The organism is Flavobacterium plurextorum (genome assembly GCF_024638035.1).
Classification (GTDB): domain Bacteria; phylum Bacteroidota; class Bacteroidia; order Flavobacteriales; family Flavobacteriaceae; genus Flavobacterium; species Flavobacterium plurextorum.
The window spans coordinates 3,540,699-3,567,429 of sequence record NZ_CP100442.1 but is presented as its reverse complement, the minus strand read 5'-3'; the positions used below and the strand labels follow the sequence as shown (position 1 = coordinate 3,567,429).

Annotated in this window: 16 protein-coding genes and 1 tRNA gene; 6 read left to right on the top strand and 11 right to left on the bottom strand. The window is 33.6% G+C overall.

The genetic code is table 11. The annotated features are described in order from the left end of the window. Window positions 1–15: 15 nt before the first annotated feature. Entirely contained in the window at window positions 16–7,398 is a 7,383-nt protein-coding gene (locus NLG42_RS15870; protein ID WP_257681533.1) for a DUF7507 domain-containing protein, read from the bottom strand. Window positions 7,399–7,471: 73 nt separating this feature from the next. Here NLG42_RS15870 and NLG42_RS15865 point away from each other — a divergent pair. The 3 genes from NLG42_RS15865 to NLG42_RS15855 all read left to right on the top strand — a co-directional run bounded on the left by NLG42_RS15865 (window position 7,472) and on the right by NLG42_RS15855 (window position 10,661). Then, a protein-coding gene (locus tag NLG42_RS15865; protein WP_257681532.1) for an IS3 family transposase occupies window positions 7,472–8,646 on the top strand; the annotation gives its coding sequence in 2 pieces (ribosomal slippage) (window positions 7,472–7,742 and window positions 7,742–8,646; 1,176 coding nt in all). 15 nt (window positions 8,647–8,661) lie between these two features. Continuing rightward, the gene (locus NLG42_RS15860; RefSeq protein ID WP_257681531.1) at window positions 8,662–8,973 is read left to right on the top strand and encodes an MBL fold metallo-hydrolase; all 312 of its coding nucleotides are present in this window, start codon (window positions 8,662–8,664) and stop codon (window positions 8,971–8,973) included. 242 nt (window positions 8,974–9,215) lie between these two features. Continuing rightward, window positions 9,216–10,661, top strand: a complete 1,446-nt coding sequence (locus NLG42_RS15855) for an FAD-dependent oxidoreductase (protein ID WP_257681530.1) — start codon at window positions 9,216–9,218, stop codon at window positions 10,659–10,661. Window positions 10,662–10,753: 92 nt separating this feature from the next. Here NLG42_RS15855 and NLG42_RS15850 read toward each other — a convergent pair whose 3' ends face one another. After that, window positions 10,754–11,959 carry an outer membrane protein assembly factor BamB gene (locus NLG42_RS15850; protein WP_257681529.1) on the bottom strand — a complete coding sequence of 402 codons (1,206 nt, stop codon included), beginning with the start codon at window positions 11,957–11,959 and terminating at the stop codon, window positions 10,754–10,756. Window positions 11,960–12,184: 225 nt separating this feature from the next. On the opposite strand from NLG42_RS15850, the gene NLG42_RS15845 reads away from it, so the two are divergent. Continuing rightward, window positions 12,185–12,859: a hypothetical protein gene (locus tag NLG42_RS15845; protein WP_257681528.1), complete on the top strand. Its 675-nt coding sequence runs from the start codon at window positions 12,185–12,187 to the stop codon at window positions 12,857–12,859. Between the two features lie 199 nt (window positions 12,860–13,058). On the opposite strand, the gene NLG42_RS15840 is transcribed toward NLG42_RS15845, so the two are convergent. Both NLG42_RS15840 and NLG42_RS15835 read right to left on the bottom strand, forming a co-directional pair. After that, window positions 13,059–14,174, bottom strand: a complete 1,116-nt coding sequence (locus NLG42_RS15840; RefSeq protein WP_257681527.1) for a nuclear transport factor 2 family protein — start codon at window positions 14,172–14,174, stop codon at window positions 13,059–13,061. A 112-nt stretch (window positions 14,175–14,286) separates the two neighbouring features. Further along, window positions 14,287–15,252, bottom strand: a complete 966-nt coding sequence (locus NLG42_RS15835; RefSeq protein WP_257681526.1) for a helix-turn-helix domain-containing protein — start codon at window positions 15,250–15,252, stop codon at window positions 14,287–14,289. Window positions 15,253–15,675: 423 nt separating this feature from the next. On the opposite strand from NLG42_RS15835, the gene NLG42_RS15830 reads away from it, so the two are divergent. Continuing rightward, window positions 15,676–16,545 (top strand): DMT family transporter, encoded by an 870-nt coding sequence (locus NLG42_RS15830; RefSeq protein WP_257681525.1) that lies wholly within the window; start codon window positions 15,676–15,678, stop codon window positions 16,543–16,545. A 110-nt stretch (window positions 16,546–16,655) separates the two neighbouring features. Here NLG42_RS15830 and NLG42_RS15825 read toward each other — a convergent pair whose 3' ends face one another. Together NLG42_RS15825 and NLG42_RS15820 are read right to left on the bottom strand one after the other, a co-directional pair. Further along, entirely contained in the window at window positions 16,656–17,081 is a 426-nt protein-coding gene (locus NLG42_RS15825; RefSeq protein WP_099718200.1) for an NUDIX domain-containing protein, read from the bottom strand. Between the two features lie 55 nt (window positions 17,082–17,136). Continuing rightward, window positions 17,137–17,214 (bottom strand) — tRNA-Val (locus NLG42_RS15820). 266 nt (window positions 17,215–17,480) lie between these two features. On the opposite strand from NLG42_RS15820, the gene NLG42_RS15815 reads away from it, so the two are divergent. Further along, window positions 17,481–19,271 (top strand): ABC transporter ATP-binding protein, encoded by a 1,791-nt coding sequence (locus tag NLG42_RS15815; protein WP_257681524.1) that lies wholly within the window; start codon window positions 17,481–17,483, stop codon window positions 19,269–19,271. Between the two features lie 71 nt (window positions 19,272–19,342). Here NLG42_RS15815 and acs read toward each other — a convergent pair whose 3' ends face one another. The 5 genes from acs to NLG42_RS15790 form a co-directional block, all read right to left on the bottom strand. After that, window positions 19,343–21,250: an acetate--CoA ligase gene (gene acs / locus NLG42_RS15810; protein WP_089055988.1), complete on the bottom strand. Its 1,908-nt coding sequence runs from the start codon at window positions 21,248–21,250 to the stop codon at window positions 19,343–19,345. Between the two features lie 502 nt (window positions 21,251–21,752). Continuing rightward, complete coding sequence (ilvC, locus tag NLG42_RS15805) at window positions 21,753–23,222, bottom strand: ketol-acid reductoisomerase (protein WP_089059488.1); 1,470 nt, start codon at window positions 23,220–23,222, stop codon at window positions 21,753–21,755. 87 nt (window positions 23,223–23,309) lie between these two features. After that, a complete protein-coding gene (gene ilvN / locus NLG42_RS15800; protein WP_089059494.1) occupies window positions 23,310–23,831 on the bottom strand; it encodes an acetolactate synthase small subunit in 522 nt (173 codons plus the stop codon). Between the two features lie 90 nt (window positions 23,832–23,921). Beyond that, complete coding sequence (gene ilvB / locus NLG42_RS15795) at window positions 23,922–25,610, bottom strand: biosynthetic-type acetolactate synthase large subunit (RefSeq protein WP_089059487.1); 1,689 nt, start codon at window positions 25,608–25,610, stop codon at window positions 23,922–23,924. A 51-nt stretch (window positions 25,611–25,661) separates the two neighbouring features. Next, window positions 25,662–26,729, bottom strand: coding sequence for a hypothetical protein (locus NLG42_RS15790; RefSeq protein WP_089059486.1), 1,068 nt, complete (start codon window positions 26,727–26,729; stop codon window positions 25,662–25,664). Between the last annotated feature and the right edge of the window lie 2 nt (window positions 26,730–26,731).

The following is a 26,731-nucleotide window of genomic DNA, read 5'->3' as shown; positions in this document are numbered from 1 at the left end:
ATTTTCTAATGTATTTTAATCTGTGATAACGTATATAGGACCAGTTTTTTCGTGAATGGTATTGTTTGAATCAATTACCAGAAGTATATAATAGTAGGTTCCAGTAGGAAGTTTTTGACCTCTTTTGTAAGTGGCTCTTCCATCAGAATATCCATTAAATGCATTTCCGTTTGTTCCATAATTTTCCATTTCGAATACTTTTATTCCCCATCTGTTATAGATTCCTACTTTGTTGCTGGTGTAACAATCCAAACCTTCTATTACCAACTCTTCATTTTTGCCATCACCATCAGGGCTTACGATATCGTATACTATAAGTTCACAAGCTTTTAAATGTATTACTGTTGCGTCTTCCACAGCAGCTGTTAAAGGATCATCGGATTTAGCTAAAACTTTTTGTCCTTTTACCGTATTCGCTGAAACGACAGCTTGATTATCTACTTGTTTTCTATTAATATCAGCTTGTGTTAAGGTATATGTTCCTTTAAAAGTAGTTGAATCTGTTGCTCCAACTGCCAGTACTGGAATAGTTTTGCCTGTTATTACAATGCCTTCAAGTTGATCGTCAAGCGCTACATTTAATAAATCAACCGCTCCTGTATTACTTATTTCAAATGAATATGTAATCGTTTCGCCTGCTTCTGCCGAACCATTACCGTTTATATCATTAAACTCTCCTTTTTTCTTTAAAGAAATAGCTCCGTGTGGCTGCAATAAAGTAACCGTGCTGTCTTCAGGAGCAGGAGTTGAAGGATCATCGGAAACGGCTGCAATAGGAATACCTCCTGCCTCTGTTCCTATAACTAAGGCTTGATTCGTTACTCCTTCAGCATTTACATCATCTTGTGTTAATTTGTATACAGCTTTAAAAGTTGTCGAGTCAGATGCATTTGGCACTAGATCTATCGGCCCGCCAGTCACAGCTACTAATGGATCATTGATAGTAATTCCTTTAATAGTTACACTTCCAGTATTTTTAACAATGAAACTGTAAGTAATCGTTTCGCCGGCTTCGGCAGTTTTATTACCATTTTCATCATTAAACACAGCTGTTTTCTTAAAATCAAGTTTACCTGATTGTGGCAGCGGCGTTATGGTTCTGTCTCTTGGTGTTGCTGTCATCGGATCATCTGATGCTGCCGTTACAAGTGTTCCGTCTGGTGTTTTTCCAGAAACAATCGCTAAATTACTTACTTGTCCAGCATCAATATCTGACTGTAAAACTGTATAAACGGCTCTAAAAGTGGTATTATCTTTAGCACCTGGAGCAAGACTTATAGGCCCGCCAGTTACTGTTACCATTGGATCATTTATTGTAATATTACTAATAGTTACACTTCCAATATTTTTAACTGTGAAGGTGTACGTAATTGTTTCTCCAGCCTCTGGAATCCCGTTACCATTTAAGTCGTTAAAGACTGCCATTTTCATTAATTCAAGATTTCCTGATTGTGGAAGATCAATTACGGTGCTGTCTCCTGGAGCTGGTGTTAACGGATCATCAGAAGTAGCTGTTACCGTAGTATTATTTGGATCTTTACCTGTAGCCGTTGCACTGTTTGTAATTTTTCCAGCATCAACATCTGACTGTTTAATGGTGTAAACAGCTGTAAATGTTGTTGAATCTGATGCATTCGGCGCCAAGCTGATCGGTCCGCCAGTTACTGTAACCAATGGATCATTTATTGTGATTCCTGTAATAGTTACATTTCCTGTGTTTTTAACTGTAAAACTGTATGTAATTGTCTCACCTGCTTCGGCAATACCATTATTATTGGTATCATTAAATACAGCTGTTTTCTTTAAATCAAGCTTGCCTGATTGCGGAAGATCAATTACAGTGCTGTCTCCTGGAGCTGGTGTTAACGGATCATCAGAAGTAGCTGTTACTGTAGTATTATTTGGATCTTTACCTGTAGCCGTTGCAATGTTTGTAATTTTTCCAGCATCAACATCTGACTGTTTAATAGTATAAACAGCAGTAAAAGTTGTTGAATCTGATGCATTTGGCGCCAAGCTGATAGGTCCGCCAGTTACTGTAACTAATGGATCATTTATTGTGATTCCAGTAATAGTTACATTTCCTATGTTTTTAACAGTGAAACTGTATGTAATTGTCTCACCTGCTTCGGCAATACCACTGTTATTGGTATCATTAAATACAGCTGTTTTCTTTAAATCAAGCTTACCTGATTTTGGAAGATCAATTACAGTGCTGTCTCCTGGAGCTGGTGTTAACGGATCATCAGAAGTTGCTGTTACCGTAGTATTATTTGGATCTTTACCTGTAGCCGTTGCACTGTTTGTAATTTTTCCAGCATCAACATCTGACTGTTTAATGGTGTAAACAGCTGTAAATGTTGTTGAATCTGATGCATTCGGCGCCAAGCTGATAGGTCCGCCGGTTACTGCTACCAATGGATCATTTATTGTGATTCCAGTAATGGTTACACTTCCTGTGTTTTTAACTGTAAAACTGTACGTGATTGTTTCACCTGCTTCGGCAATACCATTATTATTGGTATCATTGAATACAGCTGTTTTCTTTAAATCAAGCTTGCCTGATTGTGGAAGATCAATTACAGTGCTGTCCCCTGGAGCTGGTGTTAACGGATCATCAGAAGTAACTGTTACAGGTGTTCCTGATGGATTTGTTCCTGTAGCCGTTGCACTGTTTGTAATTTTTCCTGCATCAACATCTGACTGTTTAATGGTATACACAGCTGTAAATGTTGTTGAATCTGATGCATTCGGTGCCAAGCTGATTGGTCCGCCAGTTACTGTAACTAATGGATCATTTATTGTGATTCCAGTAATGGTTACATTTCCTATGTTTTTAACAGTGAAAGTGTACGTAATTGTCTCACCTGCTTCGGCAATACCATTATTATTGGTATCATTAAATACAGCTGTTTTCTTTAAATCAAGCTTACCTGATTGTGGAAGATCAATTACAGTGCTGTCTCCCGGAGCTGGTGTTAACGGATCATCAGAAGTCGCTGCTACAGGTGTTCCTGATGGATTTGTTCCTGTCGCCGTTGCACTGTTTGTGATTTTTCCAGCATCAACATCTGACTGTTTAATGGTGTAAACAGCTGTAAAAGTTGTTGAATCTGATGCATTCGGCGCCAAGCTGATCGGTCCGCCAGTTACCGCTACCAATGGATCATTAATTGTGATTCCAGTAATAGTTACATTTCCTGTGTTTTTAACAGTGAAAGTGTACGTGATTGTCTCACCTGCTTCGGCAATACCATTGTTATTGGTATCATTAAATACAGCCGTTTTCTTTAAATCAAGCTTACCTGATTGCGGAAGATCAATTACGGTGCTGTCCCCTGGAGCTGGTGTTAACGGATCATCAGAAGTGACTGTTACCGTAGTATTATTTGAATCTTTACCTGTAGCCGTTGCACTGTTTGTAATTTTTCCTGCATCAACATCTGAAGCAGTACCAATACCAGTTGCTCCACTTGTAGTATGTGTAATATTTGTAATAGGAGTATTTATACAAACCGTTGGAGTTGATGAAGCTGTTCCTGCAGTATCACTATTTACGGTTATGGTTACTACAGCTGAAGTATTATCAGATGATGAACATCCAGTTACATAAGCAACTCTTTTAAAATAGGTCGTTTGACTTAAAGGTGCTGAGAATGTATAGTTTTGAGATACAGCTCCAGATATATTGCTAAATCCAGTTGAAGCACTTGTTATACTGCTCATCCATTGGTACAGTACTGTATTTCCTGTTGGAGTTAAAGTTGGTAATGATCCACTTAATGTCGCTGGTGTACTATTAGAGCACAATGTTTGATTTGAACTAATAGTATTATTAGTTATTATTGGACAACAATTATGAACTGCAGCAGTAGTTGCGTCAGAATATGTATATGCAGCTTTATAAATTCCCGAATCAATTGCAGTTTCTACACTATCTGCAAAACCATTATTCCCATAAGGACCTGCAACAACTGCAGCAGGATTGCTAACCGTAGAAGTTACTGCACCGCCAGAACCATTTTGAAGATTTCCTGCTTGCATAGTCACACCACTTTGATTGTACGTTCCTGCCTCAAAAGCATCTGTACAGCCATCACCATCACTATCAAGATCAAGATTATTTGGTATTCCATCGTTATCAGTATCTAAATTGCAGTTTTCTCTAAGAATTGGAGCAACAAGACCATTTAATGTAGCTGTTCCACCAGTAGGAATAGCTACAATTGTGAAAGTGATTGATTTTATTTTTTTTGTTTCACTTAAAGTCGGGAAACTAAGAATTGCTCCTCCCTGACCGTTTGAAGAACCGCCCCAAAGATAGTTGGCTACATAAGGGCCATAAGTACCATCAATATTTACGCTCAAACTTGATGAAACATTTGTGTATCCATATGTTGCCGGCGATTGACCAGCAACAATTGTAACAGGCAGTTTTGTCGCTGTAGTATTGTCATCGTATACCACTGTAAACTCTCCTATTGGAGCGAAAACAGAGTTAACCATTAATTTACTTAAAATTACAGGTGTAGCAAAAGTTAATGAATATTTATCACCTGCATCAACACCTGTTCCCTTTTCTCCATATGTGAAACCATCCGCTGCCGTAGCAGTAGATAAAACTCCTCCATTAGTTGTAAAAGTAACTGTATTGTTTACCACAGCAGCAGGTGCTGAACATGAAGTAAAAGCAAAAGAGTTCGAAGTTGGTTTTATTGCAATTTCGCCATCACTATTTCCTTCTACAGTATCTAATATTCCATCATTGTCATCATCAATATCTATTGAATCTGGTATTCCGTCACCATCAGTGTCCGTACAAAATTTTATTGCAGCGTTGATCGCATATTGGTACGTATTGTTATAATTTAAAATTGCATTATCATTAACTGTTTCAACAGAATTAGATAAACCATTAACACCTACATCACCTGTTGTATTGGCAGGGACTGTAAGGCTGTCTGTATACGTACCTGTAAGGGTTGCACCTGTAACATGTGCTTCATACTTATCAAAGCATCCATCATTATCACTGTCAAGATCATGGTGATTTGGAATGCCGTCACCATCATAATCATCTGAACAGCTTGCTTTAGGATTTGCAGAAGCTACATATGTAATTGCAGGAATTAGCCTTATTTCTTTAACTAAATTATTTGTTACTGTGCCGGCAAGTCCTTGTAATCTAAATTTACTATACTTTACTGTTTGGTTTTGAGTAAATGTAAACGTCATGAAATTAAGTATTCCTGTCGTAGGTGGCGTAAACGCAGGTAATAAGTTTACCCAAGTCGTACCATTCCAACCATCAATCGCTAATGAAGCATTCGTTGCAGAAAAAATAGTTTGCCCTCCAGTGCTCATTTCAATCTCCATAGCTGTTGCTTCCAAAGGATACTGAGGTGTCATTTCAAACACGGTAACATTGGCTTTAGTCGCACTATTAGTAAAAGCAAAAGTGGTTGATTTATTACTATCGTTTACATTACTTAAAACACCTGTATTTGCAACAGCCGTTGTTACAGTTGAAGGAACAGATATTTCGTCATAACTATAGAAACAACTAGGGCTTTCTACAGCATCTGGAATTCCATCATTATCGTCGTCTATATCTATAAGATCTGGAATACCGTCGCCATCTGTATCTGTACACAAGTTAAAAGCGCTATTTCTTGCATAAAGGGTATATGTAGAATTATAATTAATAATACCACTATCTGGCGTCGTTTCTACATCATCAGACATACCATTAGAACTGTAGTTCCCGCCCACAATAACGTGGGCACCTGAAACTTCACCGCCAATATTATAGAAATTTGAAGGAACTAATAACGATAAACTGATACCAGCTTCTACCGCATCTGGACATCCATCACCATCGGTATCGCGATCTATATAGTTAGGAACACCATCTCCATCTAGATCAGAACTACATCCCATTTTGGTACGATGCAGCGAAGGATTGTAATTTTTATACTGAATACTGAACTCTATTAATTTTGCTGTATCAGTAATATTAATATTATCAATTCCTATAATTCTATAAGAGTAATATCTTGTTGCAGGCATTAAAGTATTAGTAAAGGTATAAGTAGTACTGGCCGCACTCATCGCTTGACCAGCAGAAACAGAAAGATCTGTCCATACCATAGTATTAAGATCTAATCCTTGTAACTTCCACTTTCCTGTACCAAAAGCAGTACTTCCTACATTTAATTTTACATTATCAATAAGCGCAGCATCTATCACAGGTAAATCGAAAGTAATAAGTGCTTTGTTCTGAATGCTAATTGCAGGAGTTACTGTTCCAAAGTTAGTTGTTGCAATATTATCATCATAGGTATTCGAAAGCGGATTGGCGGCCTGCCAAGTAAAATCTGAAGTTACTCCCTCAGTAATATCCATCGCCTGTGTTTCTGTGTAGAAACAAGAAGGCGACTCTACTGCATCTGGAATACCATCATCATCTGAATCGATATCCATTAAAAATTTATTATCACAAGCGCTAATATCTTTAAGAGTAGCCAAGAATAAATAAGTATATACATATTTATAAGCATTAGCATCAGATGCCAATTGTAAAGCATCTGCAAAACCATTGCTGCCATAAGGACCAGGGACCATAGCATTTGGTGTTGATACAGTAGAAGTTACAGCACCTCCACTGCCATTTTGTACATTTCCTGCTATAGAAGCTTCTGTTGAATGATTATACAATACAGCTTCTTTAGTATCCGGACAACCATCACCATCACTATCAAGATCCAAGTAATTCGGAATACCATCATTATCAATATCACAAGCAGATACTCCTGATCCAACTACAGCTACACGATCTATTACAAAATCATCATTTGCACCTCCTGAAACAGATGGATAAAATAACAAATAGTAGTTTGCTGATGATGTTGGAATAAAGCTTCCCGTGATGTTTTTATAGCTAGGTGTATCAGAAACTGCTGGCAGTGTATTTAAAACACCTGATTCTATTATTTTTTCAGGCATTTTTGTATCAGCATTATACAGCAATACAATATACTTATTAGCAGAGCCAGAACCTCTATTTCCAAGATCGAAAGAATAATTATAAGAAGCTCCCGCAACCAAAACATTCGGCAGTTTAGAAACTACAGGTCTGCTTGGATCGTTTTCTTGCAAAATATACTGAACACCAGTAGCCGTATTTACTCCTCCATACATATCAAAAAGTCCTCCAGTAAGTGGCGAGTTAACTTGATTTCCTCCCCCAATACCATAATTGTATACGTTTCCAGTATTAGTAATCGTTATTACTGTTGGTGTAAAAGGTTCCGCAATAGGAAGTGTAGCAGAAGCTAATCCCATATACCAATTTGTTATACTAGCGGCCGTTGTAGAGAATCCCCCATTCCCGGTCATACTTGCAAAAAGTGTTTGGATGTGCTAACTTAGCATGGAGTTCTAGTTAAGAACTAAATCTTAACTTTAGAGCATGAAAGATAATCGTAAAACTTATGACCGCAATTTTAAAGAGAAAGCAGTCCAATTAAGTTATGAAAGAGATAATATCTCACAATTAGCCAAGGAACTTGGAATAACAGCACCTTTGCTTTACAAATGGCGTCAGGATTACCAAGAATTTGGAACAGGAAGTTTTCCTGGGAAAGGAAAATTAAAACTTAGCCCTGAACAGGAAAAAATCCATGAGCTTGAAAAAAAATTAAAAGAAACAGAATTAGAACGTGATATTCTAAAAAAGGCTATAAGCATCTTTTCCAAGGGAGGTCGATGATTTATCTTTTCATAAAAGACCATGAAAAAATATATTCGATTGAAAAGATGTGCAAAGTTTTAAAAATAAGTCCAAGTAGCTACTATAATTGGAAGCGACAGATTCTATCAGAAAGACAGAGGAAGACTGCTCTGATTAAAGAAGAAATTACGTCAATATACTTTAATGCTAAACAACGATATGGAAGCCCAAGAATTACTCTGGAACTCCAAAGCCAAGGATATCAGATATCCAGAATAACTGTAGCTAAATACATGAAGCAGTTAGGATTGTACAGCAAATTGAGTAAAAAATTCAAAGTAACAACCAATTCAAAACATAATCATTTTGTTGTGCCAAATATCCTGAAAAGAGAATTTACAGTAACCGAACCAACAAAGGCTTGGGTTTCAGATATCACCTATATACAGACAAAGGATGGATTTTTATATCTGACCATCATTTTAGATTTATTTGACAGAAAGATAGTCGGCTGGAGTTTAAGCAATGGACTAAGCACTAAACAAACTACAATGACGGCTTGGAAAATGGCAGTAAAGAACAGAACAATTGCAAGTGAATTAATATTCCATTCTGACCGAGGAATCCAATATGCCAATAAAAAATTTACTAATGTATTGGATTCTTATAAAAATATCACAAGAAGTATGAGCCGTAAAGGAGACTGCTGGGATAATGCGGTTGCTGAAAGTTTTTTCAAATCTTTAAAAACGGAATTGGTTTATGGAAGTAAATTGATTTCTAGAGAACAGATGGAACTTGAAATTTTTGAATACATCGAAATTTGGTATAATAAAAAAAGAAGACATTCGGCTTTGAACTATAAAACAATTGAAGAATTTAATAAACTAACTAATTATAAAAATGTAGCTTAACTTTTTCTCCAGTTTTTGTTTGCATATCCATTTTTTGATGGCTTAGTTCAATTAGAGAGAAAGAAAAAAGTAGATATTGCTATTTTACACTTAGGTTCAGGCGCGTTTCCATATCTAAAAAAGAACTTGCGAGTAACCATGAATGGCGAAGAAGCCGTAAAAACAACGCAGCTTTTAAATCCAAATATTGTAATTCCGATACATTATGAAGGCTGGTGGCATTTTAAACAATCTGCAAAATCCTTAAAAAATGAGATTGAAAAATCTGCATTTAACGAAAAATTTCTATGGCTTACAAGCGGAGTTGAAACTGAACTAGCTTCATAAAGTAAAGAAAAATAACAAAACCTTCAAAATCAAAAGACTTTGAAGGTTTTGAAAAACTGATCGCCGCATCATAGCAAGAATATTTCTTATCTTCGCACCATAAAAGTCAACAACCATTAATCTCGCAATTACTATTCTTAATAATAGTAAACCATTCTTGATTAAAAAAAATGGATATCTGTTTACAGAAAATAGGATAAATCTTAACTCATTTAGACGGCAAGTTGAAAAACAAAGAAGAAGTGAATAAAGTTGAAAATGAGAAAGCAAACTGGACTATCTGCCAAGAATGTCAAGGACGCGGTAAAATAAGTAAAAGACTTAGTAAAAAAGTACGACTGCGTTACCAAACTGAATTAGATCAGTTTGAAAAAACAAATAAAGAAGGAACAATCCCAGTTCGTCCTAAAGCTCCCCAACAACCTTGTTTAAAATGTTTAGGATCAGGCTTGATTGCATCTGAAAATCATCCAGAAGCAGATACAGAAAATTATCCCCATGTTGCCATTATTGGCGGAGGTATTGGCGGAGTTGCACTTGCCACAGCTTGTTTACACCGTGGAATCCCTTTTACACTATTCGAACGAGATCAAAATTTTGATGCCCGATCTCAAGGTTACGGACTTACTTTACAGCAAGCTAGTAAAGCGATTGAAGGATTAGGAATTTTTACCTTAAAAGAAGGAGTCGTTTCAACAAGACACATAGTTCATAACACTGATGGAAAAGTAATTGGAGAATGGGGAATTAGAAAATGGATACAATCAGACGAAAAAATTGCTCCAAAACGCAACAATATACATATCGCCAGACAAGAACTGCGATTAGCAATGCTTGAACAATTGGGCGGACAGGATAAAATAAAATGGGGACATCAATTAGTAGATTTAAAAGAAGATAATGAAGGCGTCAGCCTAAGTTTTCAAGTGAATGAAAATATAATAGAAACCAAAGCTGATCTTGTAGTTGGTGCCGATGGTATTCGAAGTTCAGTCCGAAGATTTCTAATTGGCGATGATAACTCTCCCCTGCGCTATTTAGGCTGTATTGTAATATTAGGAATTTGCCCTTTAAGCGCACTTGAAAACCTTAAAAGTTCTTTATTAGACTCGGCAACAGTATTTCAAACCGCCAATGGCAATGAACGCATCTACGTTATGCCTTATACAGCAGATTCAGTAATGTGGCAGCTCAGTTTTCCGATGTCTGAAGATGAAGCTAAGGCATTAAGCGCCTTAGGACCAAAAGCCCTTAAAGAAGAAGCATTTCGCAGAACTCAATGGCATAATCCCGTTCCTCAGATTGTAGACGCCACTTTAGAAGCTCAAATTTCTGGTTATCCCGTATATGACCGCGAACTGCTAAAACCAGAATCCCTTGAAAAAGCAACATTTGCAACCTTGATTGGAGACGCCGCCCATCCAATGAGCCCATTTAAAGGACAAGGAGCAAATCAAGCGATTTTAGACGCACTCTCACTTGCACGCGGCATATTTAAAGGATGCAAACCTTTGTCGCAATGGAGAAAAAAAGGAATCAGACAAAGCGTACTCACAGAGTATGAATCGGAAATGCTAAAACGAAGTGCCGTTAAAGTAAAAGATTCAGCAGAAGCAGCAGAATTCCTGCATTCAGAAATTGTACTTCATAAAGGAGACGAACCAAGAGGCAGATGTTTGAAAAAATAAATTAAGAAGTCACTCTTATTTCAATTTTGACATCTCTTAAAATATATTTCTTAATTACTTAATTTTTTCACCAATATTGAATCAGTGCTTGATTATCGAATTAATTTTAAATAAGCACTATAAGCATCATCTTTAATAGAAGTTCGCAGATAAATTTCGTTTTCATCTTTTGTTTTAAACTCAAACTGAATCAAAGCGGCATCCGAATAATAATATAAAAAATCATCTTCAGCAAATTCCAGATTTGAGATAGGTTTAGTGATTAATTTTACTTCAAATGCTATCTCACCATTCATTATGTCTATTTGAAAAAGTTTTCCTTTGCGAGTGTATCCCCAAATATTATCACTTTCTTCAACCATATATTCGACATTATTATCTTTAAAGTCTGTTTTCCAAATCTGAGTTCCCGTTTTTGAGTCCACCGCATATATAGAAGACCCTTCTGGTCCTTGTGCGGCGAAATATACTTTTTTGTCCTTGCAAAATATACGATCCTTAATATCGTTTTGATTTTCATCTATCTTAAACTGCCATAAAACATCTAGTTTATCTGGACTTAAAGCAAAAACCACATTTTTTTCATTTGCAATAAATACATTTTCACCATCCGTTACAGGTTTTCCGGTCATAGCTTCCTCAAAGCCTTTTTGGTTGAGAAGTTTACCCGTATTTGCTTCAAAACTATAGAAATTAGATCCGCTTTGTACAAAAACTTTGTTATCAAAAAATAGAACCGGATTATCATTATATAAATTATCCAGCTTATAATTCCATATTAAACTGCCGTCATTTATATCAAGAGCATAAATGTTATTGTTTGGACTTTGAGTCGTTATAAACAATTTTCCGTCATTTATAATTGGAACTTGATTCTTTAGTACAATTTGATCCGTGATATTTCCCAGTCTAGATTTCCAAAAAATAGAACCCGTTTGACTGTCAATTGCAAAAATTTCACTGTTAACAAACGGAATGTATATAACTCCATCAAGCAGCGTTACTTGATTTGCACACATTTCGATAGTAAGATCTGTCGCTTTTACAGTCCAATTAAATGCTTCTTTTTCTAAATTGAATGACATCAAAGATCCATCGTAATCATAAATCAAAATTGACTCTTTATCTAATGGAACTTTTTTAAGAGGTTTTATCGCTTTATGCGTAACCATATCAATATCTGTTAAAGCTTTATTATTAGAATAATTTGTTTTGCCGGACTTTGATTGCACTGCCGCTTGACCAAATATATTTATTGCAGTAAATACAAATAAAAGAGTTATCAGTTTAGTTTTCATTTTTAAAATTTGGGTTTCATGATTTGATTTCTTTTTCAGCACTAAAACTGCTAAATAAGACAATATCGATGTCAAATATAGTTAAAAATTACTATCGTATTTTAGAGGTAATAAAGTCTTCGTTATCTTAAACAGAGTTACTAAATTGTAGTAAAAATATTTCTTATATTCGTTTTAAAGAAAACCAATTGAACTATAACCAATTTGTACAAAAGCTTAAAAAACATGATAAAAAAAACAATACTATTGATTTTGGCAATAACGGGGCTTTTTTCTTGTAAGCAAGATCACAAATCAACACCAGATAATGGTGCTGCAAAAACTTTAGATTCAGTAAAAAGTATCGAAAACAAAAAACAAGTGGTACTTAATAAAGCCATTTACACCAAATATGAGTATTCTGATCCTAAAGGCGGAAGCCTAATAATAGAAAATAGTTTACCAAAAGGCGGAATGAAATACACTGATCCAAAAGGCAAAGTATATGTTTATGTTGTATTTTGGACTCAAGTCAGCAATCAAACAGCTAATCCTCTTGAATTAAAAATGGATTTTCCTGTACATTCCTATGAAGTTCCCGCATTACCTGGCCAATACTTTAAAATTTTGCTTCCTCCCAACGAAATGACATACGAGAAAATTCCCTTATTTAATTATGGCTTGAAAGATTTAAATTCATTCTTAGATAAAAGTAGTGATAAATCATCTTCACTAAAAAGAACAATTAATCCTAAGCAATCGAGTAGTTTTTATGTTGTTTTACTTTGCGTAACAGAAGGAGCGCATGGTACTTTGCGAACTGGACTCAGTTTAAAAGGGCAAAATCTTTTTTATACAATCAACGATAAAGAAATTCCGTGCGGAAATATCAATTTGAAAGATTTAACGTTAGAAGAGTAACTATTTTAAACATGTAATAAAACCTTATTCTTACAACTGTTTATATTTTTTTTTCCAATTTCCTTTTGGACAAAGTAACTTCTCTGATAATCCTCTAGACGCCGTTTTTAAGACAAAAGATTCAAATTTGAATAAAAAAACTCCTTAATTCCTTAAGAAGTTTTTTTTATGGACCTTACATAACTATTGATAAATCATCCTATTTATTCTTCTCAATCAATTCAATAATTTTTAAGGCTACACCATTTGATGATTGAAAATTTTGTCCTGTAATAATTCGACCATCCTGTTCAACATAAGATTCATTTCTCTTTGAAAATTTAAAATCTCCACCTCTCTCTTCTATTGTCTTCTGAATTAAAAATGGAAAGTGTTTAAAATATTCGCCATCTTGTTTTTCAAAAGAATCAGGATAACCGCTTATTTTTTTTCCTTCCACCAAGAACTTCCCATTTTTAGTTTTTAAATTAACAATACCCGCAGTTCCATGACATACCGAAGAAACAATACCGTTATTATCTTCATAAACTTGCATACTGATGCGTTGAATGTCTAAGTTTTCGGGAACATCATACATGGCACTTCCACCTCCAATATAATGAACCGCTTTGTAATTTTTATAATCAACTTCTTTAGGGCTCAGAGTATACTTTATTGCGTACATAAAGTCTGGATTGTATAAATACTTCTTTTGCATGTCATCAGAAGTATTAATATAAGCCAAAGGAATGTCGCCGCCATTTGGACTTACAAAATCAACGGTATAACCTGAATTTACAAAAGTATCATAAGCGTTTACGATTTCGGCAAAGCTATTACCTGTTGAAATTTTTGAATTTCCGTAGTAATGTGCATTTGAAACAATGAATAATATTCTTTTTCCCATTTTGTTACTTGGTTTACTACTTGCCGATTTACTGATTATCTTCCATTCTCCTTGAATCTTTTTCAGCAAAAACATATCCATAAATTCTTGTTTCCTTTCAGGAATGAGAATTTCGGCTTTTGCAACAGCAATATCATTATAATATTCTATCGAGATAATTCTCCCTATACGACCGTTAAATTCACCATTCTTTCCTTTTTGAAACCAAGTGACATATTCTGATATTGGAACTATCCATAAAGGCTTTTCTTTATGACTTAGAAAAAGATCAGCTTCAGAATAAAAAGCCTTACTAATACTGTCAGGCTTATTATAAGATGTGCCTTCAATATAGTTTTGAATACAATCTTCAATTAGAGACTGATCTGATTGTGAAAAAGATAAATTTGATAGTAATACAAATAGAATTGCGAAAAAGATTTTTCTCATAAACTTTGGATTTTAATGATTTAAAAATGTTCGTCAAAACTATATTGATTAAGTTTTAAATCGTTCCAAGTTTATAATATCGGACTCCAAATGTATATTTTAGGAGTAGAAATTACCCTTTTTGGTAATTTGAAGGTGTCGTGCCTGTGATTTTTTTAAAAGAACTATAAAATGTACTGCTGGAATTAAACCCAGATTCAAAACCCACAGCTTCTATTTTAAACTGATTACTATCTTTTAACAACCGTTTTGCTTCATCAATTCGGTATTCATTGATGAATTGAGTAAAACTTTTATTCAAATTGTCATTAATAAATTGTGACAGCAATTGCGGACGAATATTTAATTCTTTTGCTAAAATTGATAATGTAAGATCTGGATTAGTATATATTTTTCTTGTTTCAAAAAGTACATTGATCTGTTCTTGAATTTCCCTTACTAATTTTTCATCTATTTTGTTTATGTATTTTTCTTTATTGCTCGCCGAGATTAATGTTTTGTTTTTTACATAATAAATCAGAAGGAAAGAAATGTAAAAACTGAAAGAAAAGGCCAAAGATCCAGAAATATATGACGTGTATTTAGCCAAAGTATACGAAAGCCAAATTGCAAAAACACCACAAATAACTGATAGTATCCAAGTTTCATGATAGTTAATTTGACCTCGATTAGTTACTAACTTTCTAAAAATATGTCTGGCTTCATAAATGGATAATACAATAAAAACAAACCATTGAAAATTTATAAAATAGTAAATTATTCCTCTCCAAATTACAGGATTCTCTTTGTATGGAAGAAGAAAACCAAAAATACTTACAGCTGTAATTAATGAAGCAATTGTATATTTCGCAAAAGAATGATTAAGAGTTTGCAATACTGATCTAACATAAAAATACAATAGCGGGCCAATTAAAAAACAAGCTGACAAACCTATCTGTAAATATGTTTTTGACAATTGCGGATTAAAATTATAAAATACCGATTTCCCTATTCTTATACTAAGAGACAATAATAAAAGACCAAGAAATAAATCCGATTTAGCTTTATTGTGTTTGAAGAATAAAAAATAAAAACTCAAAACAACACTATTAAAAACACCTAGAGCACTTAAAAAAAATAATATTTGATTGTCAATATTCATTAATTAGAAAATATACTTTTTTTTGAAAATGTTTGCAGTTACCTTAAACATACCCACTAAAAACGATCGAGCAAGTTTTTTACAATACTACATAAAAATAAAACAGCAAGTACGTTTTTTATATACGGAATATTATTTTTAAGCATTGTCATAATCTGTTTTTTTTGCTAATTTTGCGATTGATAAATAAAAAGATTATGAACAGAAAGAGTTGTCTTCCACCACCAAGATTTTAATATTTCTTAGAAATTTTAAAAGTACTGCACGAATATTTTATTCGCTGTTTTATCGTACTTAAAATTCTCCATTAAATTTTAATTTAAAAATCTTGTCCCGAAAGGGATTGGTAGATAATTTTTTATGAAAAAATCATATTTATTATTACACTTCGCTGTAATACTTGCCGGCTTTACCGGTGTTTTTGGAAAACTCATTTCTCTTAATGAAGGTTTATTAACTTGGTACAGAGTCTTTTTTTCTGCTGTCATTTTATTTTTAATACTAAAACTTTTCAAAGTATTAAATCAAACTACATCAAAAGAAAAATTTGATATTGCTAAAATAGGTTTGCTAATTACCATACATTGGGTTTTCTTTTATGCAAGTATTAAATATTCTAATATCTCTATTGGTGTTATTTGTTATTGTTTGACCAGTTTTTTTACTGCGGTTTTCAAACCTTTGATCGATAGATCTGCATTTAAATTTTCTGAACTATTGTTAAGCATGTTGACTTTATTAGGTATCAGTCTAATTTTTCATTTTGACACTTCTTATCAGCTTGCTATAATTCTAGGCGTAATTTCATCAGCTTTTGCAGCGCTTTACACTATTTACAATGAAAGACTCGTAAAAGTTTACGACAGTAAAATTATCAACTACTATCAAATGATAGGCGGAACGATTGGTTTAGGAATTTTGCTTCCTGCTTACCTTTATTTTTTTCCTGCAGAAAACCTTATTCCAGATTTCAAAGATACTTTTTACTTAATCTTATTATCACTTTTCTGTACGGTTGGATTGTATGTCGCTTTTGCCGAAGTATTGAAAAAAATCCCTGCCTTTACGGTTAATCTAAGTTTTAATCTTGAACCTATTTATGCCATTATATTAGCATTTATATTTTTCGATGAAAGCAAAGAAGTAAATACTTCATTTTATATCGGATTGTTTTTTGTAATGATTTCGGTTGTTCTGCAATCGGTAATTTCTTTAAGAAAAAGCAAATAAACCTACGATAGAATAAACACAAAAGGCACAAGAAATATACTTGTGCCTTTTTTTTATTTGATTCTTGAAGAGTTTTTTTGGTTTATCTAAATCTGTTTTTCCAAAATACTTTACAATAATTCCTTCTTTAATTTCTCAAATGCAATTATATCCGCTTGTAAAACAAAAGGGTTATTTTCGGTATTAATAGGAATCCATTCTAATTTTTCTAATCCTGGAATTTGAATATGTAAATCTTCAATATTAAGTATTTTGACCGTATAATAAATATTAAAAATCTGTTTATTATCTTTAATACGAGATTCGATAAAACTTTCCTGAGTGTAATGATGTCCAAGAATTTCAATTTTCAAGTTTAATTCTTCTTCAAATTCTCTATGAAGACAATCAATTGTTCCTTCTCCAAATTCTAAGCCTCCTCCTGGTAATTTACAGATCTTTATTCCTGCATACTTTTCGTGTAATACCAAGATCGTATTATCATGTATGCAAAATGCGTAAACTCTAATATTAAATCCAATCAATTGATCACTCATATACTTTTTTTATTTTTTACATAAAAAAAACTCCTTAATTTCTTAAGGAGTTTCTTGGTGGGCGATGAGGGGTTCGAACCCCCGACCCCCTCGGTGTAAACGAGGTGCTCTGAACCAGCTGAGCTAATCGCCCTATTTTACTAGGCTGCTATCATTTCGTGATTGCGAGTGCAAATATACAGCTAGATTTCGTATTTGCAAGCATATTTTTAAAAAAAATGAAATATTTTTTAGCTTTTATATTTACCAATCTATTTTTCAGCTTTTTAAGCAAATTACAAAAACCATCATTTTCTTACAATTTAGTTAAAAAGCAAAATCTGAATGTCTAATTTATAATAACACTTTGTATTCGCTTGCTATAGTTATACATTTGCAATACTTTAATTGTATATACAAATGGCAAGATTTCAAGAAAACGATTTACCAAAAGCTAAATTAGACTCTAATTCTCTTCAAAAAGCACTCAGAATTTTTAAATACGGTAAAAACCATAAATGGAAATTTTTTCTAGGCTTAATTTTTCTACTACTAACCAGCGCTACTGCCCTTGCCTTTCCTAAATTAATGGGAATGCTGGTAGATTGCGTAACTAATAAAGATCTAAACAGAGCCAATGAAATTGCTGTTGGATTAATGGTTATTTTAACATTACAGGCAATATTCTCTTTCTTCAGGATTTCTCTTTTCGTAAACTTTACCGAAAACTCATTATCTAACATTCGTTTTGCCTTATATGAAAACCTGGTTAAGCTGCCAATGTCATTCTATTCGCAAAAACGCGTAGGAGAACTAAACAGCCGAATAAGTGCAGATATATCACAATTGCAAGATACTTTCACCACAACAATCGCAGAGTTTCTACGTCAGCTTATATTGATTATTGGAGGCTTTGTAATATTAGGAAGCATAAGTCCGAAATTAACTCTTATGATGCTGGCAATTGTGCCGGTAGTTGCTGTGGCTGCAGTTGTATTTGGAAGATTCATTCGTAAATACGGAAAGAAAACTCAAGATAAAGTTGCCGAGAGCCAAGTAATTGTTGAGGAGACATTACAAGGAATAAGCAATGTGAAAGCTTTTGCTAACGAATGGTATGAAATTCAGCGTTACAAAAATAAAATCAAAGAAATTGTGAAAATTGCCATCAAAGGCGGTCAATATAGAGGTTACTTTGCTTCCTTCATTATATTATGCCTTTTTGGATGCGTAGTAGCCGTAGTTTGGTATGGCATCACATTAACCATAAAAGGAGAAGTTGAAGGAGTTGGAGATTTAATTTCTTTCGTACTTTACACCACTTTTATTGGAGCATCTTTTGGCGGAATTGCCGAAATGTATGCGCAGATTCAAAAAGCTGTTGGAGCTACTGAGCGTGTTTTTGAATTATTAGAAGAAAAACCAGAAGAGATTAATGCTAAACCAAATGCATCAGCTCTAGAAAAAATAAAAGGAAATGTTACTTTCAAAAACGTAGCCTTTAGTTATCCTTCTCGTAAAGAAGTACAAGTACTTAAAGATGTAAACTTCTCTGCAGATTTCGGACAAAAAATTGCAATTGTTGGTCCTAGTGGTGCAGGAAAATCAACAATTTCATCTTTACTTCTTCGTTTTTACGATATCACTTCAGGAGAAATTACAGTTGACGGCAAAAATATTTATGAATACGATTTAGAAAATCTTCGTGGCAATATGAGTATAGTACCTCAGGATGTTATACTATTTGGAGGCACCATAAAAGAAAACATTGCTTATGGTAAACCAAATGCATCAGAGGAAGAAATTGTAGCTGCTGCAAAACAAGCAAACGCTTTCAATTTTATCGACGGTTTCCCTGAAAAATTTGAGACTTTAGTTGGAGAACGCGGTGTTAAATTATCAGGAGGACAACGTCAGCGTATTGCTATTGCGAGAGCGCTGCTTAAAAACCCAAGTATTTTGATCTTAGACGAAGCAACTTCATCACTAGACAGCGAAAGCGAAAAACTAGTTCAGGAAGCTTTAGAAATACTAATGGAAGGAAGAACAAGTATCATCATCGCACACCGACTTTCGACAATCAGAAATGCAGATAAAATTTTGGTGTTAGACAATGGTAGAATTACCGAAGAAGGCACACATCAGGAATTGATAAATTTAGAAAACGGAATTTACAAAAACCTTAGTAATCTTCAATTTAGCAATTCTTAGTATAATATTCAATAAAAAAATAAGCCGTCTCAAATGAGACGGCTTATTTTTTTTATATCTGCTTAATTAAATTAAACTCTTTCTTTTGTAATTATTTCTACAATTTCAGGATTCAATAATGTTGAAGTATCTCCAAAATTAGAGAAATCACCTTCAGCTATTTTACGTAAAATTCTACGCATAATTTTTCCAGATCTTGTTTTTGGCAAACCAGAAACGAATTGAATTTTATCTAATTTTGCGATTGGTCCAATGTGATCAGAAATATATTGATTGATCTCTTTACTTAAGTTTGATCTATCTCTAACTTCTCCTGTTTCTTTAAGAATAACGAAACCATACAAAGCATTTCCTTTAATATCATGAGGGAATCCAACAATTGCAGATTCTGCTACTGCAGGATGCTCGTTGATCGCATCTTCGATTGGAGCAGTTCCTAAATTATGACCAGAAACAATTACAACATCATCTACTCTACCTGTAATTCTATAATATCCAACTTCGTCTCTTAAAGCTCCGTCTCCTGTAAAATATTTACCTGGGAAAGCAGAGAAATAAGTGTCTTTGTAACGTTGGTGATCTCCCCAAATAGTTCTGGCAATTCCCGGCCAAGGAAACTTAATACATAAACTTCCAACTACTTGATTTCCTTCAATCTCATTACGTTTTTCATCCATTAAAACAGGCTGAATTCCAGGTAAAGGTAAAGTCGCATATGTTGGTTTTGTTGGTGTTACAAATGCAATTGGCGAAATCATAATTCCACCAGTTTCTGTCTGCCACCAAGTATCAACAACTGGACATCTTTTATCTCCAACGTGGTCATTAAACCAGTGCCAAGCTTCTTCGTTGATTGGTTCTCCAACTGATCCGATAACTTTAAGAGATTTTAGAGGATACTTTTGAATATAATCTAAACTTTCTTTGGCTAACGAACGTATTGCAGTTGGTGCTGTGTAAAATTGTGTGATTTTATGTTTTTCGATAATATCCCAAAAACGGCTGAAATCTGGATAAGATGGAACTCCCTCAAAAATCACAGTAGTTCCTCCGTTTAATAACGGTCCGTATAATATATAAGAGTGACCAGTAATCCAACCAATGTCAGCAGTACACCAGAAAATATCATTTTCCTCGTAACTAAAAACATTCTTAAATGTATAAGCTGTATAAACCATATATCCGGCTGTGGTATGAACCATTCCTTTTGGTTTACCAGTTGATCCAGAAGTATACAAAATAAACAACGGATCTTCTGCATCCATAATTTCGGCTACACTATTATCTAAAGCAGCATCTAATAAAGGCTGTAACCATTCGTCACGACCTTCTTTCATTGCAACTTCAGTTTTAGTTCTTTTCACAACCAAAACTTTAGAAACTGACGGACAGCTGTCTAATGCTTCGTCAACAATACCTTTTAAATCAATCGTTTTGTTTCCTCTGTAACCACCATCAGATGTAATAACCATTTTACATTCGCAGTCATTAATTCTTGCAGATACTGCTGAAGCAGAGAATCCTGCAAAAATTACAGAGTGAATAGCACCAATTCTTGCACAAGCCAAAACTGAAACAGCAAGCTCAGGAATCATTGGCAAATAAATACAAACACGGTCTCCTTTACGTACACCTTGCTCACGCAAAACATTCGCCATTTTAGAAACTCGCTCGTATAATTCATTATAAGTTATATGTAAAGCACTTTCAGACGGATCATTCGGTTCAAAAATAATTGCCGTTTTTTCACCTCTTTTACTTAAGTGTCTATCAATACAATTTTTAGTAATATTTACTTTCGCTTCAGTAAACCATTTTACTTCGGCATCAGCCATATTAAAATCAACTACTTTTTCCCATTGTTGGTACCAAGTAAAATTTTCTTCTGCAATTTTCCCCCAAAATTTTCTTGGCTCCCTTATTGACTTATTGTAATGTTTAAAATATTGTTCTAAATTTTCAATTTTATAATAACTCATATGTTTGTGGAATTTTTTTATAAAAGTATTAAATCTCAGTCTATTCTTAAAATTATTTAATTTATAAATTTTATCAAAAAAAAACACATATTAAAAAAAATACTCGTTTTTTTTGAGGTTATTCTAAAAAAATACATTTTTGAAATAAAATGTAAATTGAAAAAAGGTATGACAAACTAAACTATCATACCTTTTTACATTAACAAATTTCAATAACAATTAATTCTGTAATTCTGCATTACAATGCTTTTTCTATTTTGAAAATAGCAGCATCCTTATTAATTAAAAAAGAAATTTCAACAAGTACATTTTCTTAAAAAACATACCCTTTTTAAGGGATCTGCTTCACTTAACTTGCTTAAACAATCGAAGTTAAGTGAATGCATCATGCATCTATATCTATTTTTTTTTAATAAGTGCTTACTAATTCAAAATATTAATCTAAAACATTGATACAGTGCAAACTCCATTACATTTATATGTATAGAAATTCCCAAATTTATTATCCAATTTTTTTCATTGCAGTCATAGACTCTCTTAACCACGCTCCTACTTCTTCGATAGGATGTTGACGAATCTCTTTATTAACAGCAATTAAAACAGCATTATCTACTCCGTTTGAAGTTGAGAATGGTTTTCCAATTATATTAGTTTCAACAGTTTTCATGAACTCAGTCAATAATGGTTTGCAAGCGTGATCAAATAAATAACAGCCATACTCAGCAGTATCAGAAATTACACGGTTCATTTCGAACAATTTCTTTCTTGCAATCGTGTTTGCAATTAACGGTAATTCATGAAGAGACTCATAATAAGCCGATTCTTCAATAATTCCTGCTTCAGTCATAGTTTCAAAAGCCAATTCAACACCAGCTTTTACCATTGCAATCATTAAAACTCCATTGTCAAAATATTCCTGCTCAGAGATTGCCGCTTCTTGCGGTGCAGTTTTCTCGAAGTTAGTTTCTCCAGTTGCAGCTCTCCATTTCAATAAATTAACATCGTCATTTGCCCAGTCAATCATCATAGTTCTTGAGAATTCTCCAGAAATGATATCATCTTGGTGTTTTTGGAATAACGGACGCATAATATCTTTCAATTCTTCTGCAAGTTCATAAGCTTCAATTTTTGCAGGATTTGATAAACGATCCATCATATTTGTAATACCACCGTGTTTCAAAGCTTCAGTGATAGTTTCCCATCCATATTGAATTAATTTTGAAGCATAAGCAGCATCGATTCCTTTTTCAACCATTTTATCAAAACATAAAATAGAACCAGTTTGCAATAATCCGCAAAGAATTGTTTGCTCACCCATTAAATCTGATTTTACTTCAGCTACGAAAGACGATCTTAAAACTCCTGCTTTATGTCCGCCAGTTGCTACAGCGTATGCTTTTGCTTGATCTAAACCAAAACCATTTGGATCATTCTCTGGGTGAACAGCGATAAGTGTTGGCACACCAAATCCTCTTTTGTACTCTTCACGCACCTCAGATCCTGGACATTTAGGAGCACACATAATTACTGTAATATCTTTACGAATCTGCATTCCTTCTTCAACAATATTAAAACCGTGAGAATATGCTAAAGTCGATCCTTCTTTCATTAATGGCATAATAGCAGTTACTACAGCCGTGTGTTGTTTATCTGGTGTAAGATTACAAACTAAATCAGCAGTTGGAATTAATTCTTCATAAGTACCTACTTTAAAACCATTTTCAGTTGCATTTTTATATGAAGCTCTTTTTTCTGCAATTGCATCTGCACGCAATGCATAAGAAATATCTAAACCAGAATCTCTCATATTTAAACCTTGATTCAAACCTTGTGCACCACAACCTACAATAACAACTTTTTTTCCTGCTAATGCTGAAATTCCGTCTGCAAATTCTGATTGCTCCATAAATTCGCAAACTCCTAATTGTTCTAATTGTAATCTAAGCGGTAATGTATTGAAATAATTTGCCATTTTGTTTTAAAATATTTAATGAAATGAAATTTAATAATTGATTAATCTATAAATGTTTGTGATCCTAAAACCACTGTATAATTGTTACTATTTAAAAGTCTCTAATAAAGAGGAAATTTCCATTTTTTCTTTAGAAACCGAAATTCGCCCAGAACGTACAAACTGCATGATACCGTAAGGCTTAAACTTTGCATACAATTCTTCTATTTCAGAACGTCTTCCAGATTTAGAAATCACAAAGAAATCTCTTGAAACGGTTACGATTGTAGATTGGCTGTCTTTGATGATGTTTTGAATTTGTTTTTCATCAAACAACAAACTTGATTGTATTTTAAACAAAGCATTTTCTAAGAAAATAGTTTCTTCGTCAGTATGATAAAAAGCTTTTATAACTTCAATCTGTTTTTCGATTTGTCCAACAATATTCTGAACCCATTTTTCAGTTGTGTTTACCACAATGATAAATCTAGAAACATTTTCTATTTCTGATTCTGATACGTTTAAACTTAATATATTAATGTGACGCTTTAAGAAAATCCCCGATATTCTATTCAACAAGCCCACGTTATTTTCTGAATATACCGATATGGTAAATGTTTTATCTTCCATTTTGTTTTTTAGTTTTATTTGTTTCATGTTTTAGGTTTCAGGTTCTAGAACTTGAAACAAATAAAACATGAAACCTGAAACTTTTTTTCTTTAGCTTAATCTAATTTCTGAAACACAAGCTCCGGTAGGAATCATTGGGAATACGTTATTCTCTTTTTCTACCATAACTTCTAAGAAATAAGAATCTTTTGAAGCCATCATTTCTGCCACAGCTGCATCCAAGTCTTCTCTTTGCGTTACTTTTTTAGATTTAATATGATACCCTTCTGCAATTGCTACAAAATTTGGATTAATCATTTTTGTTGAAGCATATCTATTGTCAAAAAACAATTCTTGCCACTGACGCACCATTCCTAAAAATTCGTTGTTTAAAACCACAATTTTAACTGGAACCTGAGTTTGAAAAATAGTTCCCAATTCTTGAATTGTCATCTGGAATCCGCCATCACCAATAATTGCAACAACTTCACGTTCAGGTTTTCCCATTTTAGCACCAATAGCCGCTGGAAGCGCAAATCCCATTGTTCCTAATCCGCCTGAAGTAATATTACTTTTTGATGTATTAAACTTCGCATAACGACAAGCAAACATTTGGTGCTGACCAACATCAGAAACTATAATAGCATCACCTTTTGAGTGTTTATTGATCATTTCAAGGGTTTCTCCCATCGAAATTCCTTTACCGTTTGTTGGGTTTAACTCTTCGTTTATCACCGTTTCAACCTCAATTTTATGCAGTTCTTTAAATTCATTGTGCCATAAATCATGTGATTTAGCATCAATTAAAGGAAGTAATGCCGTAAGAGACTCTCTTACATCTCCTAAAACAGCTATTTCTGTTTTTACATTTTTATCAATCTCAGCAGGATCAATTTCAAAGTGAATTACTTTTGCCTGTTTGGCATATGTTTTTAAATCACCTGTAACACGATCATCAAAACGCATTCCGAATGCAATTAAAACATCACATTCATTTGTCAATAAATTTGGAGCGTAATTTCCGTGCATTCCAAGCATTCCAACATTTAACGGATGGTCTGTTGGCAAAGCCGAAAGTCCTAAAATAGTCCAAGCTGCCGGAATTCCTGATTTTTCAACCAAAGCTTTAAATTCAGCTTCAGCTTTACCTAGAATAATTCCTTGTCCAAAAACAATAAAAGGTTTTTTTGCACTATTAATCAAAGCTGCTGCTTCAGCCACTTTATCTAATTTTAACTTTGGAACTGGAACATAACTTCTAATTCCTTTGCATTTTTCATAGCTATAATCAAAAACGTCAAATTGAGCATTTTTAGTTATATCAATTAAAACCGGTCCTGGACGACCAGAACGAGCAATATAAAATGCTTTTGCAATTATTTCTGGAATTTGAGACGCTTCAGTTATCTGAAAATTCCATTTTGTAACTGGAGTTGAAATTCCAATAATATCAGTTTCCTGAAAAGCATCAGAACCTAATAAATGTCTTCCAACTTGTCCTGTAATACAAACCATTGGTGTTGAATCGATCTGCGCATCTGCAATTCCAGTTACTAAATTTGTAGCACCCGGTCCTGAAGTAGCAATTGCAACACCTACTTTTCCTGTAGCTCTAGCATAACCTTGAGCTGCATGTGTTGCACCTTGTTCATGACGAACTAATACGTGATGCAACTGATCCTGAAATTTATATAATTCGTCGTAAACTGGCATAATTGCTCCACCTGGATAACCATAAACCAAGTCTACTCCTTCTTCTAACAAACATCTTATAACGGCTTCTGCCCCTGATATTTTCATTTTTTTTATTTTTTGACATTTATAGCATCTTAATACTACTATAAATATTTATTAATATAATACGGGATTATGTTTTGACTTATAAGTTGATTTTTTAAAATTCTCTAAGTCATAATTTGCATCCTCTATAATTTTTTTACCATCTTTTTTATCATAATCATTAGCAATTAATCCCTCACCTTCTTTAATTGCTTTTTCGGGCTGATCTAAATGAATATAAATTCTTCCTAAATTATAATATGCTGAATATCTAATCTTTTTACTTGATTTGTCACTTCCAGTATATTTTGTTTTTAAAGAGTCAAAATATTCAAGTAATGGATTAATATCTGATACAATATCATCAATTGGAGCAGTTGCTGACATCTTAGCAAAAATTACTTTTACTGCCTCAAGAGCTTCTTTTTGAATTCCTCCTTCTTCATCTTTAGAATCTATAATCCACAAGTTCTCTCTATATGTTGTAGGCTCAAGACCATAGACTTTATTGATTTTATGGTTAGTATTACTAAAAACAAAATCAACATAAGATTTAATGCTTTCATTATAAAATTCTGTCTTTTCTTTTTTGAAAGCCTCTTTTACAACTTCAGAATTAGCGTTGGCATTAAGAGATTTATAGACGTAATCTTTATCAAAATCATAAACAATCTCTTCATCCTTTCCTGATTCATTTAATGCTCCTTTTATCTTGACGACAGCAGATCCTTTAGCTTCGATTAATGCAGTCACAAAATAATTTGTGGTCTTGACGACGACTCCATTTTTATCTTTAGATTCATCAACTTTTGATTCCAGTTTTGGTTCGCCCATTTTAAAGCTTTTCAACCTTACCTCGATATCAACATTTGAATATCTTACACTTCTTTTCCATCCATATAAATTAAGTCTGTTATTCAACGTTTCCTTATTCGAATAAAAAGGTGTAAAATCATTACCTATGACGGTTTCAGTACTAAAGGTTCTTTTCTCTAATGCTACAAACTTTGATGGCAGAATCTGATAATTTACAGTGAATGAAAACTTATCTAAATCGACTTTTTCAGGTTTTAACTGTGAAAAAGCTTGAAACGAAACAAAAATTAATGGCAGATATTTTATTGTATTTTTTATTTTCATCA

Coding starts and splice junctions, on each gene's coding strand:
- NLG42_RS15825 (WP_099718200.1), bottom strand. CDS start 17,081: ATGAGTGATCAATTGATTGGATTTAATATTAGAGTTTACGCATTTTGC.
- NLG42_RS15790 (WP_089059486.1), bottom strand. CDS start 26,729: ATGAAAATAAAAAATACAATAAAATATCTGCCATTAATTTTTGTTTCG.
- NLG42_RS15845 (WP_257681528.1), top strand. CDS start 12,185: ATGATAAAAAAAACAATACTATTGATTTTGGCAATAACGGGGCTTTTT.
- NLG42_RS15815 (WP_257681524.1), top strand. CDS start 17,481: ATGGCAAGATTTCAAGAAAACGATTTACCAAAAGCTAAATTAGACTCT.
- NLG42_RS15850 (WP_257681529.1), bottom strand. CDS start 11,959: ATGAAAACTAAACTGATAACTCTTTTATTTGTATTTACTGCAATAAAT.
- NLG42_RS15830 (WP_257681525.1), top strand. CDS start 15,676: ATGAAAAAATCATATTTATTATTACACTTCGCTGTAATACTTGCCGGC.
- ilvN (WP_089059494.1), bottom strand. CDS start 23,831: ATGGAAGATAAAACATTTACCATATCGGTATATTCAGAAAATAACGTG.
- NLG42_RS15870 (WP_257681533.1), bottom strand. CDS start 7,398: ATGACCGGGAATGGGGGATTCTCTACAACGGCCGCTAGTATAACAAAT.
- acs (WP_089055988.1), bottom strand. CDS start 21,250: ATGAGTTATTATAAAATTGAAAATTTAGAACAATATTTTAAACATTAC.
- NLG42_RS15840 (WP_257681527.1), bottom strand. CDS start 14,174: ATGAGAAAAATCTTTTTCGCAATTCTATTTGTATTACTATCAAATTTA.
- ilvC (WP_089059488.1), bottom strand. CDS start 23,222: ATGGCAAATTATTTCAATACATTACCGCTTAGATTACAATTAGAACAA.
- ilvB (WP_089059487.1), bottom strand. CDS start 25,610: ATGAAAATATCAGGGGCAGAAGCCGTTATAAGATGTTTGTTAGAAGAA.